The sequence below is a fragment of the Halosimplex yunnanense genome, from assembly GCF_054504345.1.
This window is the reverse complement of the sequence record NZ_JBTJEL010000033.1, coordinates 415,037-433,439: the sequence shown is the minus strand read 5'-3', so window position 1 is coordinate 433,439 and position 18,403 is coordinate 415,037. Positions and strand designations below refer to the sequence as shown.

Annotated in this window: 16 protein-coding genes; 12 read left to right on the top strand and 4 right to left on the bottom strand. The window is 68.2% G+C overall.

From position 1 onward, the window contains the following. Positions 1–24: 24 nt before the first annotated feature. Positions 25–1,479: a proline--tRNA ligase gene (proS, locus tag AB2U09_RS10885; protein ID WP_459192736.1), complete on the bottom strand. Its 1,455-nt coding sequence runs from the start codon at positions 1,477–1,479 to the stop codon at positions 25–27. A gap of 174 nt (positions 1,480–1,653) precedes the next feature. Here proS and AB2U09_RS10880 point away from each other — a divergent pair, with 174 nt between their 5' ends. Both AB2U09_RS10880 and pdhA read left to right on the top strand, forming a co-directional pair. Continuing rightward, positions 1,654–3,156, top strand: a complete 1,503-nt coding sequence (locus AB2U09_RS10880) for a hypothetical protein (RefSeq protein WP_459192735.1) — start codon at positions 1,654–1,656, stop codon at positions 3,154–3,156. Between the two features lie 488 nt (positions 3,157–3,644). Continuing rightward, positions 3,645–4,781: a pyruvate dehydrogenase (acetyl-transferring) E1 component subunit alpha gene (gene pdhA / locus AB2U09_RS10875; protein ID WP_459192734.1), complete on the top strand. Its 1,137-nt coding sequence runs from the start codon at positions 3,645–3,647 to the stop codon at positions 4,779–4,781. A 51-nt stretch (positions 4,782–4,832) separates the two neighbouring features. Here pdhA and AB2U09_RS10870 read toward each other — a convergent pair whose 3' ends face one another. After that, the gene (locus AB2U09_RS10870) at positions 4,833–5,351 is read right to left on the bottom strand and encodes a DUF7984 family protein (RefSeq protein ID WP_459192733.1); all 519 of its coding nucleotides are present in this window, start codon (positions 5,349–5,351) and stop codon (positions 4,833–4,835) included. 247 nt (positions 5,352–5,598) lie between these two features. Between AB2U09_RS10870 and AB2U09_RS10865 the strand changes: the two genes are divergently transcribed. Beyond that, entirely contained in the window at positions 5,599–7,518 is a 1,920-nt protein-coding gene (locus AB2U09_RS10865; RefSeq protein ID WP_459192732.1) for a beta-CASP ribonuclease aCPSF1, read from the top strand. 67 nt (positions 7,519–7,585) lie between these two features. Here the strand turns inward: AB2U09_RS10865 and AB2U09_RS10860 are convergent, their stop codons facing one another. Next, positions 7,586–7,849, bottom strand: a complete 264-nt coding sequence (locus AB2U09_RS10860) for a hypothetical protein (protein ID WP_459192731.1) — start codon at positions 7,847–7,849, stop codon at positions 7,586–7,588. A gap of 655 nt (positions 7,850–8,504) precedes the next feature. Between AB2U09_RS10860 and AB2U09_RS10855 the strand changes: the two genes are divergently transcribed. The 9 genes from AB2U09_RS10855 to AB2U09_RS10815 all read left to right on the top strand — a co-directional run bounded on the left by AB2U09_RS10855 (position 8,505) and on the right by AB2U09_RS10815 (position 16,337). Beyond that, the gene (locus tag AB2U09_RS10855; RefSeq protein ID WP_459192730.1) at positions 8,505–8,867 is read left to right on the top strand and encodes a hypothetical protein; all 363 of its coding nucleotides are present in this window, start codon (positions 8,505–8,507) and stop codon (positions 8,865–8,867) included. Beyond that, positions 8,864–9,025 (top strand): hypothetical protein, encoded by a 162-nt coding sequence (locus AB2U09_RS10850; RefSeq protein WP_459192729.1) that lies wholly within the window; start codon positions 8,864–8,866, stop codon positions 9,023–9,025. Before AB2U09_RS10855 ends, AB2U09_RS10850 begins: the two co-directional genes overlap by 4 nt. A gap of 4 nt (positions 9,026–9,029) precedes the next feature. Then, on the top strand, positions 9,030–9,320 hold the full coding sequence (locus tag AB2U09_RS10845; RefSeq protein WP_459192728.1) for a hypothetical protein: 291 nt from the start codon (positions 9,030–9,032) through the stop codon (positions 9,318–9,320). Positions 9,321–9,386: 66 nt separating this feature from the next. Further along, entirely contained in the window at positions 9,387–9,809 is a 423-nt protein-coding gene (locus tag AB2U09_RS10840; protein ID WP_459192727.1) for a disulfide bond formation protein B, read from the top strand. Positions 9,810–9,930: 121 nt separating this feature from the next. Further along, on the top strand, positions 9,931–11,040 hold the full coding sequence (locus AB2U09_RS10835; RefSeq protein ID WP_459192726.1) for a DegT/DnrJ/EryC1/StrS family aminotransferase: 1,110 nt from the start codon (positions 9,931–9,933) through the stop codon (positions 11,038–11,040). Positions 11,041–11,254: 214 nt separating this feature from the next. Beyond that, the gene (locus AB2U09_RS10830; RefSeq protein ID WP_459192725.1) at positions 11,255–12,880 is read left to right on the top strand and encodes an alkaline phosphatase family protein; all 1,626 of its coding nucleotides are present in this window, start codon (positions 11,255–11,257) and stop codon (positions 12,878–12,880) included. Further along, positions 12,877–13,962: a lipid II:glycine glycyltransferase FemX gene (locus tag AB2U09_RS10825; RefSeq protein WP_459192724.1), complete on the top strand. Its 1,086-nt coding sequence runs from the start codon at positions 12,877–12,879 to the stop codon at positions 13,960–13,962. Before AB2U09_RS10830 ends, AB2U09_RS10825 begins: the two co-directional genes overlap by 4 nt. Before the next feature lie 120 nt (positions 13,963–14,082). Next, complete coding sequence (locus AB2U09_RS10820) at positions 14,083–15,057, top strand: aldo/keto reductase (RefSeq protein WP_459192723.1); 975 nt, start codon at positions 14,083–14,085, stop codon at positions 15,055–15,057. 89 nt (positions 15,058–15,146) lie between these two features. After that, complete coding sequence (locus tag AB2U09_RS10815) at positions 15,147–16,337, top strand: carboxylate--amine ligase (protein ID WP_459192722.1); 1,191 nt, start codon at positions 15,147–15,149, stop codon at positions 16,335–16,337. Positions 16,338–16,905: 568 nt separating this feature from the next. Here the strand turns inward: AB2U09_RS10815 and AB2U09_RS10810 are convergent. Beyond that, positions 16,906–18,369 carry a hypothetical protein gene (locus AB2U09_RS10810; protein WP_459192721.1) on the bottom strand — a complete coding sequence of 488 codons (1,464 nt, stop codon included), beginning with the start codon at positions 18,367–18,369 and terminating at the stop codon, positions 16,906–16,908. Between the last annotated feature and the right edge of the window lie 34 nt (positions 18,370–18,403).

The following is an 18,403-nucleotide window of genomic DNA, read 5'->3' as shown; positions in this document are numbered from 1 at the left end:
CGCCTCGAAAAGGGGTGCCCGTCGTCAGTACGTCTTCGCCCAGTAGGCCGTTTCCTCGGCCTCCTCGCCGCAGATAGCGCACTCGTCGTGGATGGGCTCCTCGTCGCGGTCGAGGGGGACCATCGCGATCTCGGCGGCGATGGCCTCCTTGATGGGCTCCTCGCAGTCCTCGTCGCCGCACCAGCCGGACTTGACGTAGCCGCCGTGCTGGCCGATGGTGCCGAGGATCTCCTCGCGGGACTCGGCTTCGCGGATCTCGCCCTCCAGCGTCTCCTCGGCGCTGGCGTAGAGCTTGGCGAAGACGGTGTCGAGGTTGTCCTCGACGGCTTCGACGGCGTCTGCACGGTCCTCGACGACGGTTTCGCCGTCAGGGCGGTGGTTCATCGTCAGCTCCTCGTCCTCGACCTCGTTGGGGCCGACTTCGATGCGGAGGGGGACGCCCTTGAGCTCCCACTCGTTGTACTTGAACCCGGGGTTGCGGTTGTCGCGGTCGTCAAGGTGGACGCGCAGGCCCTCCTCGTCAAGTTCGGCGGCCACGTCGGCGGCGTACTCGACGACTTCCTCTTTGTTGTCCTCCTGCCAGATGGGGACGATCACGACCTGCTCGGGGGCGAGCGCGGGCGGGAGCACGAGCCCTTGCTCGTCGGAGTGGGTCATGATGAGCGCGCCCATCGAGCGCCACGAGAGGCCCCACGAGGTGGTGTGGGCGGTCTGTTCGTTCTCGTCCTCGTCGCTGTAGGTGATGTCGAACGCCTCGGCGAAGGAGGTCCCGAGGTAGTGGGAGGTCCCGCCCTGGACGGACTTGCCGTCGGGCATCAGCGCCTCGACGGTCGTCGTCGTGTGAGCGCCGGGGAACTTGTCGTGTTCGGGCTTGCGGCCCTTCAGGACGGGCATCGCGAGGACGTCCTCGTAGAGGGACTCGTACTGTTCGAGGCGGGTCATCGTCTCGTCCCAGGCGCCGTCCTCGTCGGCGTGGGCGGTGTGGCCCTCCTGCCAGAGGAACTCCTTCGTGCGGAAGAACGGCTTCGTCTCGGTTGCTTCCCAGCGGACGACCGAGCACCACTGGTTGAGCCGCATCGGGAGGTCCCGATGGGAGCGCACCCAGTCGGCGATGAAGGGGGTGATGATGGACTCGCTGGTGGGGCGGACGGCGAGGCGCTCTTCGAGTTCGTCGTAGCCGCCGTGGGTCACCCACGCGACCTCGGGGTCGAAGCCCTCGACGACGTCTTTCTCCCGTTCGAGGTAGCTCTCGGGGATGAAAAGCGGGAAGTAGGCGTTCTGGACGCCCGTCTCCTTGAACCAGCCGTCGAGGTGGTCCTGAATCCGCTCCCAGACGGCGTACCCGCGCGGGCGCGTGACGATGAATCCGCCCATGGGGGCGTAGTCGGCCATCTCCGCCTTCTGCACGACTTCGGCGTACCACTCGCCCGTCGAATGCTCCTTGCTCTCGGTTATCCCGAGCTCTTGCTCGCCGCTCATTACCGGAACCTCGCCGAGCGCGTTCTTGAACCTGACGAAGCCCCGGTTGCCCGTCTCACACCGACTTTCGCGGCGACCCGGGGAACGCACGGACTACCGACGGCCGCACCGTCGTCGGTCCGGGACACGTGACAGGGGGAAATTATTTACACCGAGTCGACAGAGAAGGGAGGCATGATCGCACTCGACCGCAGGCGAGTCGCGCTGGTCGCGGTGCTCGGCCTGGCGCTCCTCTCCGGGTGTTCCGGGCTCCCGCCGGTGGAGGTCGTCTGCGACGAGTGCGTCGACGGTGTGTCGGCTGTCGCCGAGGAGACGAATCGTTCGGTCGCCGTCGCCGAGAGCACGACGCACCTGTACCTCCGCGAGAGCGGCGGGGCGCGGGTCGAAGCCGAGGTGACGCTCGACGGGACCGGTGTCGACGAGTTCCGCGCGAACGGGACCCTCCTCGGTCTGGTCCGGGCGAAACTCACCGAGGGATCCCCGACGAGGTACGAGGACCGCGACGAACGGCCGGCGTTCGACCGCCGAGACCTCCGCGTCGCGATGGACGGCGAGGACCTCGTCGTCACCTACCGCGTCGCCGAGATGGACGCGCGACGGCTCGGCGAGACGGTGTTGTTCGACCGCTTCTACCGACAGAAAGGCGAGGGCCGCCTGGACGAGAGCGACCCCGACGACTCGGCCAAGATCGAGACTGACCGGCTCGTCGTCCACGGTCCCGACGGGACCGAACCGCTCGTCGAACCGCCGGGGGCGACGACGCGCGGCGACCGTCTCGTCTGGGAGTCCGACCGGATCTCGACGCGGACGTACCTGCTGTTCGGGGCCCCGGGGACGCCCGACGCGGTCGCGACCGTCGCGACGACGGTCGACGTCCTGACGTGGGCGAGCCCGACCGCGGCCCTGGGGGCGGCCGGCGCGTGGGTCCCGCTTGTCGTCGCACTCGCGGGCTGTCTCAGGTACACCGGGCGAGTCGACCCGTCGGACGAGTGGTCGCCGCTGTCGGACAGGCGATTCCAGATGCTCGTCCTCGTCCCGGTCGGGACCGTGGTCGCGTGGACCGCGCTGGCGTTCGTCGAGTACGCTCTCCCGGGTCTCGTCCTTCTCGCTGCGCTGGTCGTCGGTGTCGCCTACGTCTCTTGGGAATCGTTCACGCCCTCCGGGGACGCGGCGGGGGCGTCGAGCGACGCCGGAGCGGCCCCGGCGGACGCTCCTCCCGAGGACGACGAGGTGACCGGCGAGTATCCGAGGGTGTTCTACGAGGACACGGCGACGACGGTCAAGCGGGTCCTTCCCGACGTCTTCGCGACGCCGCGAGCCCGTCACCGCGCTCGCGTCGCCGGGGCGATGGCCGTGGCCGCGATGCTGTTGACGCTCGCCCTGGCCGCGGGTCATCGCGGGTCGTACACCGATACGGTGGCCTACACCTTGGGACTGGTCCCGCTGGTCGCGTTCCCCGCTCTCGGGTTCGGCGTCGTCGACCGGGACCGGTCGAGACTGCGGTGGGTCGCCGTCGGCGCGCCGCTCGCGAGCGCGTGGGTCGTCGCCTTCGGACGCACAGTCGCCGTCGGCGCACACGGGAGCGGCGGCGCCTGGATGGTGCTCTTCTGGGGGCTCGCCGCCTCCTACGTCGGTGCCCTCCTCTTCTACGTCGCCCTCTGGACGGCGACTCGCTGACGCCCGATCCGCTTCTCCGCCGCGCTCTGGGCGAGCACTCGCTGAGGCGCCCTCTGGCTACCGGCCGTCGCTACCGTCGCCCCTGTCGCGACTCTGGCAGCACCGCTCACAGCCCGCTTACCCGCCGCTTGCGGCCGAAAATGCGGACGTTCGTCCGGTGTGGTGCGCAATCCCACACAATTGTTAAGTGGAAATGGCGCCTCGGTTCACGTATGTCTTCCGCCAGTGGTGCGCGGACGGCGACTGCTCCGGCTTCCGAGCGCTCCGGCGCGGTTCGCTCGCGGTCTCGCACACGGCTGGCGGATTCTTTCGCCGTTCGACACTCGACACGCCGATAGCCACCGATCGAACAGACGCGACGATAGCGCTCGGACCGACCCCCGAGGAATCGACCCGCAGACGACTGACCCGCGATAGGTCCCAGTGCGCCGTGGGGGCACCTACGCACACGCCCGGACCAGCGACTGCGGACCCAGCACGCACCCACCATGAGCACGATACGAGACACCGACCTGGTACGGACGAACGACTACGCGGACGAGACCGGCGAGGTTCGCGTCCTCGACCCCGACGGGCACCTCCTCCCCGAGGCGGCGGTGCCGGACCTGTCCGACGAGGCGCTCGTGACGATGTACGAGGCGATGCGGACCGCCCGGCGCTTCGACGAGCGGGCGGTGAGCTGGCAGCGACAGGGCCGGCTCGCCACCTACGCGCCGATGAGCGGGCAGGAGGCCGGACAGGTCGCCAGCACGCTCGCGCTCGCGGACGACGACTGGGTGTTCCCCACCTACCGGGAGCACGCGGTCCGGCTCGTCGCCGGGTTCGACCTCCCAGCGATCCTCCGCGGGCTGATGGGCGCCGAGCTACCGAGCGGGTCGGCCGAGGGGCCGACCGTCGCCCCGGAGGCCATCCCCATCGCGACGCAGATTCCCCACGCGACGGGCGCGGCGATGGCCGCCCGCCATCGCGGCGACGAGTCGGTCGCCCTCTCCCATTTCGGCGACGGCGCGACCTCGGAGGGTGACTTCCACGAGGCGCTGAACTTCGCTGGCGTCTTCGACGCGCCCGCCGTCTTCCTCTGTCACAACAACCAGTGGGCGATCTCTGTCCCCCGGCGCCGCCAGACCGCGAGCGCGACGCTCGCGCAGAAGGCCCGCGCCTACGGGTTCGAGGGCGTCCGCGTCGACGGGATGGACCCCCTCGCGGTCTACTCGGTCGTCCGCTACGCCCGCGAGAAGGCGCTGGACCCCGACCCGGACGACCTGCGGCCCACGCTGATCGAGTCCGTCGAGTACCGCTACGGCGCCCACACCACCGCCGACGACCCCGAGGTCTATCGCGACGACGAGGAGGTCGCCTACTGGCGCGAGCGCGACCCGATCGACCGGCTGGAGACGTTCCTCCGCGACACCGGCCGCCTCGACGAGGCGGACATCGACGCCATCGACTCGCGGGTCGACGAGCGCGTCGCCGACGCGATCGAGGAGGCTGAATCCCGTCCCGCCCCCGACATCGACGACCTGTTCGAGCACGTCCACGAGGGGATGCCCCCGCGCGTGGCCGACCAGCGGGAGTACCTGCGACGACTGCAGGACCGACACGGCGACGCGCTCCTGCGGGAGTAACACTACTGGGCACTCGGCCGACTGTTCTCACTCCGCGTCGGACGGGCTGACTCACCCGTCGTCGGACGGATCCACGGCGAACGGACTCGGCGACTCGCGCCACTCCCAGCCGGGGAGCCGCGTCTGGAACCCGGCCGCGAGCGCGGCGTCCAGATCGTCGAGTCCGGCGGGGTCGCCGTCCGCGACGGCTGCCGGACCGTTCTCTTCCTCGATGGCTACGTCCGCGTAGTGGAAGGTCGCCTCGGCGAGCAGCCGGAGCGGCTGGTCGCCGGCGATCGTCCCGGCGAGTTCGCGGCCGAGGAGCTCGTCGACGACGAACCCGGGGTAGTCGCCCTCGACGTCCAGGTCGCGCAGGAGGCCGACGAGCGCAGCGACGTTGACCGCGCGGTCGCCGTCGGCGAACACCTCGTCGACCTCCCGGCGGTACCGCTCGGCGTCGACGCTGGCTACGTCGGTATCGAAGCGCTCGCCGAGATCCGCGCGAGTCGCGTTGATCAGCGCGACGACGACAGGCGCGCGCTCGCGGACCCACTCGCGCTCTCCGGCGACGGCGGCGGGTGTCAGGCGCATATCGGCCCGTCTCGTTGGAGCGCCTACTGTTTTGCGAAGGCTTTTATAACACCGGGAGATTAGACCGAGGTAAGCCGGTTTTCCGGACACTTCCGTGTAGGGTCCGGAGTGGACTACGCCAGTAGGGAAACCGACCTATGAATATTGCTTTCAGATCCCGGCAGGCAGGCGATATCGATCGGGACGACGAGCGTCCGAGCGCGCGTCGAGCCCGGCGGCCGGCCGGTTCGACCCTGTTTTCGCAGCTATGAGTCAAGTAGACAAGCAACTCGACGATATCAGAGCAGAGATCGAACAGGAAGTTCCGAACGAGATAACCATCACGGAGGTCACCTACGAGGGCCCCGAGCTGGTCGTCTACACCCGCGATCCGAAGACGTTCGCGAGCAACGGCGACCTCATCCGGCGGCTCGCCTCGAAGCTCCGCAAGCGCATCACCGTTCGGCCCGACCCGAGCCAGCTGTCCGAGCCCGAGGACGCCCGCGCGACCATCGAGGGGATCATCCCCGAGGACGCGGGCGTGACCGATCTGGACTTCCACCACGACACCGGGGAGGTCGTCGTGGAGGCCCAGAAGCCCGGGATGGTAATCGGCCGCCACGGCTCGACGCTCCGGGAGATCACGCAGGAAGTGGGCTGGACGCCCGAGGTCGTCCGCACGCCGCCGATCGAGTCCTCGACGGTCAACAACGTCCGGAACTTCCTCAAGCAGGAGCGCGACGAGCGCCGCGACATCCTCGAGCGGATCGGCCGGCAGATCCACCGCGAGGAGATGTCCGACGACGAGTGGGTCCGCATCACGACGCTGGGCTGTTGCCGCGAGGTCGGCCGCGCGAGCTTCATCCTCTCGACGCCCGAGACGCGCGTGCTGATCGACTGCGGCGACAAGCCCGGCGCCGAGGACGAGGTGCCCTACCTTCAGGTGCCCGAGGCCCTGGGTTCGGGGCCGGCCTCGCTCGACGCGGTCGTGCTCACCCACGCCCACCTCGACCACTCGGCGCTCATCCCCCTCCTCTTCAAGTACGGCTACGACGGTCCCATCTACTGCACGGAGCCGACCCGTGACCTGATGGGGCTGCTGACGCTGGACTACCTCGACGTGGCCGCGAAGGAGGGCCGCGCCCCGCCCTACGAGTCCGAGATGGTCCGCGAGGCGATCAAACACTGCATCCCGCTGGAGTACGGCGACGTGACCGACATCGCGCCGGACATCAAGCTCACCTTCCACAACGCCGGGCACATCCTCGGGTCGGCCATCTCCCACTTCCACATCGGCGACGGTCTCTACAACGTCGCGTTCTCCGGCGACATCCACTACGACGACACCCGCCTGTTCAACGGCGCCGTCAACGAGTTCCCACGGGTCGAGACGCTCGTCATGGAGTCGACCTACGGCGGCCGCGACGACTACCAGACCGACCAGGCCGACTCCGAGCGCAAGCTCAAGGAGGTCATCGCCGAGACCATCGAGCGTGACGGCAAGGTGCTCATCCCCGCGTTCGCCGTCGGGCGCTCTCAGGAGATCATGCTCGTCCTCGAAGAGGCGATGCGCGAGGGCGACATCCCAGAGGTACCGGTCCACCTCGACGGGATGATCTGGGAGGCGACGGCCATCCACACCACTTACCCCGAGTACCTCCGCGACGACCTGCGCGACCGCATCTTCCACGACGACGAGAACCCGTTCCTCGCCGACCAGTTCAACCACATCGACGGCGGTGAGGACGAACGGCAGGAGATCGCGGACGGCGGCCCCTGCATCGTCCTCTCGACCTCCGGGATGGTCGAGGGCGGCCCCATCATGTCCTGGCTCCGCCACGTCGGCGGACAGGAGGACGGCACGATGGTCTTCGTCGGCTACCAGGCACAGGGGACGCTCGGTCGCCGCATTCAAAATGGCTGGGACGAGATCCCGGTCAACAACGGCGGCGGGCGCGCGAACACGCTCTCGCTGAACATGAACGTCGAGACGGTCGACGGCTTCTCCGGCCACGCGGACCGCCAGGGCCTGGAGAACTTCGTCCGCACGATGAACCCCCGGCCCGAGAAGGTCCTCTGCGTCCACGGCGACGAGTCCTCGACGCAGGATCTCTCCTCCGCGCTGTACCACGAGTTCAACATGCGCACCTTCGCACCGAAGAACCTCGAGACGTTCCGGTTCGTCTAACGACGCCGCTCCGTTCTCTCGTCGCCGCAAAATCCGTTCGGCGCCACCGACGTAGGCGACGGGCCGGTCAGTCTTCCATCTCCGAGAGCCGCTCGGCGGCGTCGCCGAGTTTCGGCCCCGCGCTGTAGAGTCGCCGTCCGTCTTCTGGCGCCGTGTGTTTGCACAGCCACTCCTCGGCGGCCATCGTCGTCAGCACGTCCCGGACCGTCCGCTCCGCCGGATCGTCGCCGTCCGTCTCCGCGTAGACGTCCGCCGTCGAGAACTCGTCGGTCCGAGACGCGAGCTGAAGCGCCGCCGTCCAGACCCGGTCGCGTTTCGTGTGCGTAGCCATGTCTTCCCTGTCCGTTCGCCATCCGATCCGCGCGTCGTGAATCGGCGGCGCCCGCAGTTCGGGCTGCCGAGGCTACCGACTCACACCGGTTCGTCAGTATTTGTCGACTTATAGAAATCGGATCGTATTCAGATCTGATTCTGTCTTGGCCGCGATATATTGGTCTGATTCGATGGCCACGAAAACAGTTAATACGGCCGTGTTTGGTGCCACCGTGTGCATGAATACCCACTCGAGTGGAAATCGGGGTGCGTTCCTGAAGCATCGGCACTCTCTCCGGGAAATCAGAGTTGATACCGATGGAGATACTATATGAAATATGTCTCTATCTATATTCCGACCTGTTCCTGACAGCGCCGGTCCGCGAAGTAACCGGCAGTGAGAGGCCCGCTGGAGACCGGCTAACTCCACCGATCAGCCCGATCGCCGCTGCTCTACGGTTCCGATCGGCCGGCGACTGGCCACAGCTCGGGGGTGCCGAGGGTGTAGCGTCTCTCTTGAGCGTTAAGAGCAAACGTCACAGCGATCGGACAGTATCGGTGAGTTTCGGTAGACGTGGTGTGGCCGACAGCAATACGGACGTTTACACTTCGATCAATTTCACCGGGGTGCTCACGTATTAGTCACTGCTCCAGTGATAGCGAAGTCCGAACGAATGGATGGGAACACGAGGAACTGCATTCGCTGCGGACGGCAGGCCGGATACAATCGCGCCGTCGTCGACACGGTGACGGATCGCGAGCTAGGCGGCTTCTGTCGCAACTGCGAGTTCGAGGAGTTCGGCCGCTCGCTCGAACGCTCCAGCCGGGACGAACGGACCTGTCTCGTGTGTGACCGGGACGGCCACTTCGGGTTCGCGACGTGGACGCCGACGCTGAAGCGGGGCGGCCAGCACCTCGTCTCGGAAGTCTCCTACGAGGTCACCGACCGGACGGCGTTTCTCTGCGACGAGCACTTCTACGACGTGCGGGACAGCGAGGGCGAACCGAACAGACAGCCCGGGAGGGTCACGAGATGAGTTCGTCCAGGCGAGCGCTCGACTTGCGCAAACACCGGCTCGTCGCGGCGGAAACCGAGGACGCTTCGGTAACCCTGTGGCGGTGTCTCGACTGCGGCGGCGAGTATCGCTGCGCGAGCGGGTGTCTCGACGACGCTTGCATCGCGAGCGGGGAGTGACACCGTGGCGCCGGGCGAACCCGACCGGATCACGAACTGCGCGGTCTACCCCTACGACGGCGAACTCCTCGTCGAACTCACGGGAGTCGACGACGAGGGCGTCATCGTCGTGGTCAGCTACCAGTTCGAGGTCCCGGCTGGAGGTTCGGCGGTCGAACCGAGAGGGCCTATCGAGCCCGAACACGTCCCGCACGTCCGCGATGGCCTGTCGGAGAACGGCTACGACTGGGACGGCCAGTCCGAAGGAAAACCGTCCGAAACCGGCATCGAATCGAACGGTCAATCCGAACTCTGATCGGGAGCGCGGTGTATCCGCCGCCGACTCGGAACCTCTTTTGAGTCGGGCCGCGACCCACCCGGCGTGAGCCGGCCGTCCATCGATCGCCTTGACCCGCAAGTCCTGCTCGCCGCCGGTGGTGTCGTCGCCGCCGTCGCCACGGCGGGGAGCCTCTACTTCTCGCTCGGCCTGGGGCTGGTCCCCTGTGAGCTGTGCTGGTACCAGCGGATCCTCATGTACCCGCTCGTAGTGGTCTTCGGCGTCGCGCTCGTCGAACGCCGGCCCGGCGTCAACCGGACGGTCCTGCCGCTCTCGGTGATCGGGGCGACTCTCGCGGCCTATCACTCCTGGCTGCAGATTTCATCGGGGGGACGGTGCGCGCTGGGCGGCGGCTGCGCGGCCGTGCAACTGCGCGTCGTCGGGCTTTCGATCCCGAATCTCTCGCTTCTCGCGTTCGTCCTGATCACGGCGGCGGCCGTCGCGCTCCGGATCGGCGAGCGCGACTAATCTGGGGGATCATCGGGACCGTCGCGGCGGGCAATTCGACGGCAACTGATCAGCGCCACCCCGTCGGTGGCTCCCGGTATCGACCGAATAACAGAGGCGACCGCGGTCGAACCACGGGGCGATGCTGGGGGAGTCGCCGTCACTCGCGTCGTCGCTGATCGTCCCGGGGGACCAGACCGGCACGGACCAGTTCCTCCGCAGTCGCGCCGACGAGTACCGCTACTACGGATCCGGAAAGGCGGCGTTGCGGGACGGACTCGCCCCGTTCGTCGAGCCCGGCGAGAACGCGCTCCTCCCGGCGTACCTGCCCGACGCCGTCCCCGAGGTGTTCGCGGACCTGGGACTTGAGGTGCGCTTCTATCCCGTCACGCGCTCGCTCGCGCCCGACCCCGCCGAGGTCGCCGCGCGCGCGGACGAGGACACGGTCGCCGTCGTCGCCGTCGACTACTTCGGATTCCCGAACCCGGCGCTGCCGGCGCTTCGCGACCTCGCCGACGACCGAAACTGCCTGCTCGTCGGCGACAGCTCCCACGGTGCTTTTTCCGTCGCGGACGGGGCGCTGCTCGGCACCCGCGGGGACCTCGGGTTCGCGAGCCTCCACAAACTGCTCCCCATCCCGGACGGCGCGTGTCTGTTCCTCGACGAGGACCGCGCCGGGACCGTCGGCCGCTCGGACGCCGCCGGTCGTCGCGAGCAGTTTCAGGCGGATGACTGGCAGTTCCTCGCGACGGACCTCGCGAAGCGGGCGATCGGGGAGCCCGAACGCCTCCGGGAGTTCGCCAGCCGATTCCTGTCGGAGGGCGAGACGGCCGTCGCGGACCCAGCGGCGCGATACGAAGCGTCGAAATCGCCCATGTCGAAGCTGTCAGCCGCCGTGCTCGCCCGCATCGACCCGGCGGCCGTCCGCGGGGCACGACGCGCGAACTACGCCGCGTGGGACCGCGGGCTCGCCGACCAGTCGGACGTGCGACCGCTGTTCGACGACCTGCCGCCGGGAGTCTGTCCGCAGGTCTACCCGGTAGTCGCCGACGCACCGCGGCGATTCCGCGACGACCTCGAACGCTGTGGCGTCACGGGCGCGTACGCGTGGCCTCGGCTCTCGCAGGCCGTCCGCGACCATCCCGAATACGGGACGGCGACCCGGCTCGCGGAGCAGGTGATCGCGCTTCCGGTCCACCAGCACCTCGCTCGTGGAGCTATCGAGGAAGCGTGCCGCCGCTTCCGACACTGATCGGTTCCGTCTCCGACGCCGATCGGGCGACGGCAGTCGCTGAAAGGCGAACTCGGTCGGTCGATAGTCCCCCTCTACCGGTCGAAACAGCCAGATCCGCCGCTCGGACGCCGTCGGCTCCGCGCGGAGAAGACAAGTGTTATCGAGCGTTACATTCGCGCTATCGGAAACCATTCTCCCCATTACAATCACATGTGGGGAGGTACCGCTATTCATGGTCGCGAACGGGAACGGACTGCGGTGCCTCCTCGTCGGTCTCGACGCCGGCTGCGAGCGGGTGCTCGGTCCGCTGTTCGAGAGCGGTGTCACGCCGACGCTCCAGTCGCTGTTCGAGCGCGGCGCCGAGGGGCCGCTGGAGTCGCAGATCCCGCCGTGGACGCCGAGCGCGTGGCCGTCGCTGTTCACGGGGACCAACCCCGGGAAGCACGGCTGTCTCGACTTCCTCTCGTACGACGGCTACGACTGGGAGGTAATCGACTCGACGCACCTGCGCGAGCGCGCCCTCTGGGAGTACCTCTCCGAGGCCGGCCACGAAAGCGTCGTCGTCAACGTTCCCGTGACTCACCCGCCGCGACCGTTCGACGGGGCGTTGATTCCCGGCTACACGGCCCCAGAGGACCCGCCGACCCATCCCGAAGGGATCCTCGACGACGTCCGGGAGGCCATCGGGAGGTACCGGATCTATCCCGAGGGGGACCTGACCGCCGACGACTACGCGGCCCACCGCGAGGTCGTCCGTGCGCGAGGCGACGCCTTCGAGTACCTCGTCGACCGGTTCGATCCGGAGTTCGGGTTCATCCAGTTCCAGCAGACGGATACCGTCTTCCACCGCCATCCCGAGGAGTGGAAGGCCGTCGAGGCGGTCTACCGCGCGGTCGACGCCGAACTCGACCGTCTGCTCGACCGCTACGACCCCGACGCCGTCCTCGTCGTCAGCGACCACGGGATGGGCGAGTACGACGGCTACGAGTTCCGCGTCAACGAGTTCCTCCGCGAGGAGGGGTACCTCTCGACCCGGCGCGGCGGCGACGGGATGCCCGCGTGGGGAACCGTGCGGGACACCCGACTCGCGAGCGGCGAGACGGGCAAGCCCGAGACCACGGCGCTCGATACGGCGATGGCGCTCGCCGCGCGCGCCGGCATCACCACCCAGCGGGTGGTCACCGTCCTCGACGCGCTGGGGCTGACCGACGCCGTCGGCCGGGTCGTCCCGTCGACCGTCGCCGACTCCGGTTCCGAACAGGTCGACTACCCCGAGTCGACCGCTTACCTGCGCTCGCGGAGCGAACTCGGGATCCGGATCAACCTCGCCGGGCGCGAACCCGAGGGGGCGGTCCCGCCGGAGGAGTACGAGACGGTGCGCTCGGAACTTATCGACAAGCTGTCGGCCGTGCGGACGCCCGACGGCGAGCCGGTCTTCGAGGAGGTCGTCCCGCGGGAGGCGTACTTCGAGGGCCCCGCCGCGGAGGAGGCGGTCGACGTCGTGGTCGTGCCGAACGACTTCGACCACCTGCTCACCTCGCGGCTGGCCGGCGACGCGTTCGGCCCGCCCTCGGAGCCGTGGAACCACAAGCGCGAGGGGATCGTCGCCGCGGCCGGCGGGGCGGTCGACACGGACGCGTCGCTCGACGGCGCGCACCTGTTCGACGTCGCGCCGACGGTCCTCGCGCTGTTCGGCCTGGCGCGGCCGGAGCGGACGGACGGGGAGGTACTTCCGATTGTAGAGGAGGTCGGCGAGCGGAGGTACGAGGCCGTCGACCGCGCGGAGCCGGTTCGGGAGGCTGACGACGGTGTGGTCGAGTCGCGACTCGAAGAACTGGGGTACATCGAAAACACATGACTATCGACATCACGCGGATCACCGCCGACGACTTCGACGAGTGGGATCGACACGTGCGACGATCGCCGGAGGCGACGGTCTTCCACCGGTCGGCCGTCCTCGAACACCTGGCCGACTACACCGGCGCGACGCTGCACGCGCTGGTCGGATACAAGGGACAGGAGCCGGTGGGAGTCTTCCCGCTGTTCGAACTGGAGAAGGGGCCGATACGGATGGCTTTCTCCCCGCCGCCGGGGACGTGGGTCGACTACCTCGGCCCGGCGTGTCTGAACATGGCGAAGCTCTCGCGGCGGAAGGCCGAGCGCCGCCACGAGCGGTTCATCGAGGGGTCGCTCGAGTACGTCGACGAGCGGATCGACCCGCTCGTGACCCGGGTCGAGACGACGCCGCTGTACGACGACGTCAGGCCCTTCCAGTGGGACGGCCACTCGGTCGAACTCAACTACTCCTACGTCGTCGAACTGACCGACGAGGACGACCTCCTCTCCCGGTTCAGCAGCGACGCCCGGCGGAACATCCGCGACGCCGACGCGGACGCCTTCGAGATCAGTCGCGGCGACGCCGGCGACGTCCGCGTGATCCTCGACCAGGTCGCGCGCCGCTACCGCGAGCAGGGCGAGGCAGTCTCCGTCCCGACCGAGTTCGTCGCCGCGCTCGCCCGGTCGCTCCCCGACGACGCCATCGCGCCGTACGTCTGTCACGTCGACGGCGAGTTCGCGGGGGGGATCCTCGTGGTCGCCGACGACGACACCGTCTACCGCTGGTTCGGGGGCGTCAGCCCCCACCGCGAGGTGTCGGTCGCGGTCAACGACCTGCTCGACTGGCACGTCATGACCGAGGCGATGGATGACGGTCGCTCGTACTACGACCTCGTCGGCGCGGGCGCCCGGAGCGTCAACGAGTACAAGGCGAAGTTCGCCCCGGAACTCCGGACGTTCTACGCCGTCGAGAGCAACCCCGTCCTCATGGAGGCGATGAGCACCGCGCACGGACAGGTCCAGCGCCACAAGTCCGCGCTCGACCTCGACGGACCCATGGCCGACGGCGTGACCCGCCTCGTCTCCGGGATGCTCCGGGACTGAGTAGCGAGGGGGACCGGGATCGATTTCCCGGGTGTTCGCGGCTGAACGCGGCGGCCGGAACGACCGGAACGGGCTTCCGGGACCCAATCGACTTTCACCTGCGCCTCACACTGTCGCAGTATGGAGTACGTCAGACTCGGCTCGACGGGACTGGAAGTGTCGCCTATCTGTTTCGGAACGTGGCGGTTCGGCCTCGAACACGACGACGGCGTGATGGAGACCGACCGCGAGGAGGCCCACGAACTGCTCGACGCGCTGGAGGAGCGCGGCGGCAACTTCATCGACACCGCCAACGGCTACGGCGAGGGCCGCAGCGAGAAGTGGATCGGCGAGTGGCTCGACGACCGCGACCGCGAGGACTACGTCATCGCCTCGAAGTGCTACTGGTCGGACGTCTCGCGGTTCCAGGAGAACCTCTCGCGGAAGAACATCCGCGCGGAGGTCGAGGGGTCGCTGGAGAAACTCGGCACCGACTACCTCGACGTCCTGTACTTCCACCGCTTCGACGACGACGTCGACATCGCCCACGCGCTCCGGACGGTCGACGACCTGATCAGCGAGGGGAAGGTCCACTACGTCGGCATCTCCTCCTGTGACGCCTGGAAGCTCACGAAGGGCCTCTGGGAGGCCGACGTCAACAACTACGAGGCGTTCACCGTCACCCAGCCCCAGTACTCGGCGACCTACCGCGACCCGGTCTCGGAGTACCTCGACGTCTGCGCCGATCAGGACTTGGCCGTCTGCCCGTACTCGCCGCTGCACGGCGGGTTCCTCACCGGCAAGTACGAGCGCGTCGGCGACGGCGAGGTGAAGACGCCCGACGGCTCGCGGGGCGACCTCGACGAGCACTTCACCGATTGGTACCTCGACGACCAGGCGTGGGACGTCCTCGACGAGATCCGCGCGGTCGCCGACGAGGTCGACGCGACGCCCGCGCAGGTCTCTCTGCGCTGGCTGATGGACCACGAGCGGTTCACCTGCGTCCCGATCATCGGCGCGCGCACCGTCGACCAGCTCGACGAGAACCTCGACGCCGTCGAGGTCGACCTCTCGGACGACCAGTGGGCGCGCATCGACGACGCCACCGAAGCCTGATCGGTCGGTCGGGATCGGCACAGTAGGCACGCCTTTCTCGCGGTCCAGCGGTCTATACTAACGGTACGCTCGCGTGAATCGGCGAGGAGATGAGTATCGATCCTGCAGACGGGCCACGTTCGGTGGTCGTGCCGGCGATCGACGCGCCGAGCAGCGTGGCCTGCGTCCGGTCGCTCGGGAAACGGGGCATCCACACGATCGTCGTCTCCGAGGACGACGACGCCGCGGCGTTCCACTCGCGCTACGCCGGCGAGACCCTCGTCGTCCCCTCGCCCCACGACGATCTGGTCGCCTACAAGGACGCCCTGCTCGCTCTCGCGATGCGTCCGGACGTGCTGACGATCCTGCCGGTCCGCGAGGAGGACGTGTACGTCCTCGCGCGCTATCGCGAGGAGTTCACTCCCCACGTCGAGGCCCAATGGCCGACCAAGGACGGCCTCGAACAGGTCCAGGACCGCGTCCAACTGTTCGACGCCGCCGAGCGCGCCGGCGTCGCCGTCCCCGACACGCGCCTCCTCGACGACGTCGACGACTGGGACCGCGAGTGGATCGTCAAGGGCCGCTACACGCTGCTGGCCGACGCCTACCTCGACGACTACCCGCCCGAGAAGTCCCGCGACCCGCCCTCCACCCAGTACCTCAACGGCGACAAACCAGACGTCGAGACGATCCGCCGGCAGAACGGCCACACACCCATCGTCCAGGAGTTCCTCCCGACGACCGACGAGTACGGCTTCTTCGCCCTCTACGACGAGGGCGAGGCCGTCTCTACCTTCCAGCACCGGCAGGTCCGCGCGTACAACTACGCCGGCGGCCCGAGTTCGTTCCGCGAGTCGGTGTCGATCCCGGAACTCGAAGCGTCGGGTCGTGCGCTGCTCGACGAACTCGACTGGCACGGCCTCGCGATGGTCGAGTTCCTCCGCAACGACGAGACCGGCGAGTTCGAACTCATGGAGATCAACCCGCGCCTGTGGTCGTCGCTCCCGTTCTCCGTGCGGACCGGCGCGGACTTCCCGTATCACTACTGGCAACTCGCCCGCGGGGAGCGCGATCAGATCGACGACGACTACGAGGTCGGCATCGCCGGCCACCTCCTCCGCGGCGAGGTGTCGTACCTCCACAGCGTACTCTTCGACGACGAGGAACTCGTCGAGCGCCCCGACCGCCGCGAGGCGTTTTCCGACGTCTTCGAATCGCTCCGCGAGCATCCCCGGTTCGACTACCTGCGACTGGACGACCCCAAGCCGTTCGTCCGCGACGCGCTGAACATGCTCCCCTGAAACGGGAACGGACTTGTGTCGATCAGGTTGGGCGTTGAAAGCGCAGACGCGCTCGCTAGCTGAATCAGTGACCGCAGGATCTACTGGGAGTTGAAAGCCCTCGGCGCACTCGCTAGCAGTAATTGGGACCGCTACTGCAGGGTAGAGTTGAAAGCCCTCGGCGCGCTCGCGGTCGCTGACCGGGATATCCGCGCTCTCCGCACCGCCCGCGCGGATAGTGCCCGCTCAGACGACTCGATGAACGCGAGCCCGCCTCGCCCTTTCAGTCCACCAGGAACGGCAACTGCCCCGCACAGCACCGCAGACGGCCACACGCCTCCCCAGCCGATTGCGTTGTCTGCGGGCGACCCGAGCGTCGCCCGCACGGCCCGAGGGACCTTCGGTCCCTCGCTGCTCGTCGCAGGCTCCTGCGCTACTCATCCCTCGCACGGCTATTTCGAGCGGCCCGCCACGAGGCGGGCACGCTCGACAGCGCGCGCCACTGCACTTCGACTGTCAGGTAGCGCTCGGCAAAAACGGGCGTCCGAGACCGGTACTGCTGAGATTACGCCGCTGCCGACCGGAGAGTTCAGGTCCCGCCGAGTCGCTTCCGGACGGCGCCGTAGACCGGGTACATCTTCGAGTACACGGGATACGGCGTGTGCCGGGCGGCAGCACGGACGAGGCGCTCGCTGGCGGGGGAGCCAGCGATGGAATCGAAGTCGGCGTCGAGGAGCCACCTGACGAACTCGTCGGACCCCTCCATCGGCAGGCCCTGGTCGGTCGAGAGACGCTCCTGAAAGTCCTGCCAGTAGTAGGGGGCGTGGCGGTCGTCGAGCCACTCGCCGGCCTCGAACTTCCTGACAGCGTACTCGAAGGAGTCGCGGTCGACGTCGTAGCCGTGGTCGGCGGGATCGAGGCCTTCCAGCGCGAGGCCGATGGCCGTCCGCAGACACTTCTCGCAGCGGCCGCAGTTCTCGGCGACTTCCGAGGCCGAACAGGAGTAGACGGGGACGGTCGGGTCGTGAGCCCGGGCGTACTCGGCGATGACGCCGATGCGGCCCTGTCGGTCGAGTTCGAAGGCGTCGTGGACCGCCTCGGTGTCGCCCCACGCGATCTCGTCGTCGATGGCCGGGTGCGAGCCCCACGGCATCGCGGCGCCGTCCCAGTGGTCGAGCGTCGACGGCACGTCCATCCCCTCCCAGAACGAGGCGGCAATGTAGAGCTTGCCCATGCCTTCGGCGACCGCGAGCGGCGCACAGAGGCCGAGCATCCCCAGGCCGGAGCCGACAGCGCTGTACCAACCGCCGTCGTGGCGGTCGTGGAAGTGCGCGCTCAGCATCGTGGTGTCGAGGAACTCCAGCATGTTCGACCGGACGAACTGCGCGTCGACGCCGAAGCGGTCGGCGAAGCGCTCGGTTCGGTTGCTCATTCGCTCCCAGCGCTCGGTGTCGTCGACGTCGACGACCCAGCCCTGCACGGTGATCAGCGTCGGTTCCTCCTGCCGGTGGCGAACGTACGCGGCCAGCGAGTCGACCCCGCCGGTGAACAGCATCCCGGCGCCGTCGGCGTCCCCGGTGTCGGGAGTCGCGCTCGCGTCGGACGTGGCGTCCGCATCGATTCCGGTCGGCCCGTCGAGCTCGGACGCCCCGTCCCACTCGGGCGCTCGCTCGGCGATCACCCGGCCCCCTTCGATGAAGGGGTACATCTCGTAGAGGGCGCGTCCGACTGCCTCCAGCGAATCGAGGAACCGCCGGTCGACGGTGTGGACGCGCACGTCCGCGCCGACCGCCCAGGCGACTGGACAGATCTGCGCGAGTACCGGGATGGTGAGGATCGACTCCGGCAGGTCGGAGACGTCGACGTCGTACTCGACGTAGAAGGGGGACTCGTCGAAGAACGGTCGCAGGTCGCCCGTGTAGTCGACCGTCGATTCGATGCGCCCGCCGCTGGCGGTGACTGACTCCACGGAGACCGTCGACGGGGTCGACTCGTCGGTGTCCGCGCCCTGACGGGTCGCCACAGACAGCACTGAATCCACAGCTCGGTTCACACGCGGGGCGACTCCGGGGACGATATAAAGTATG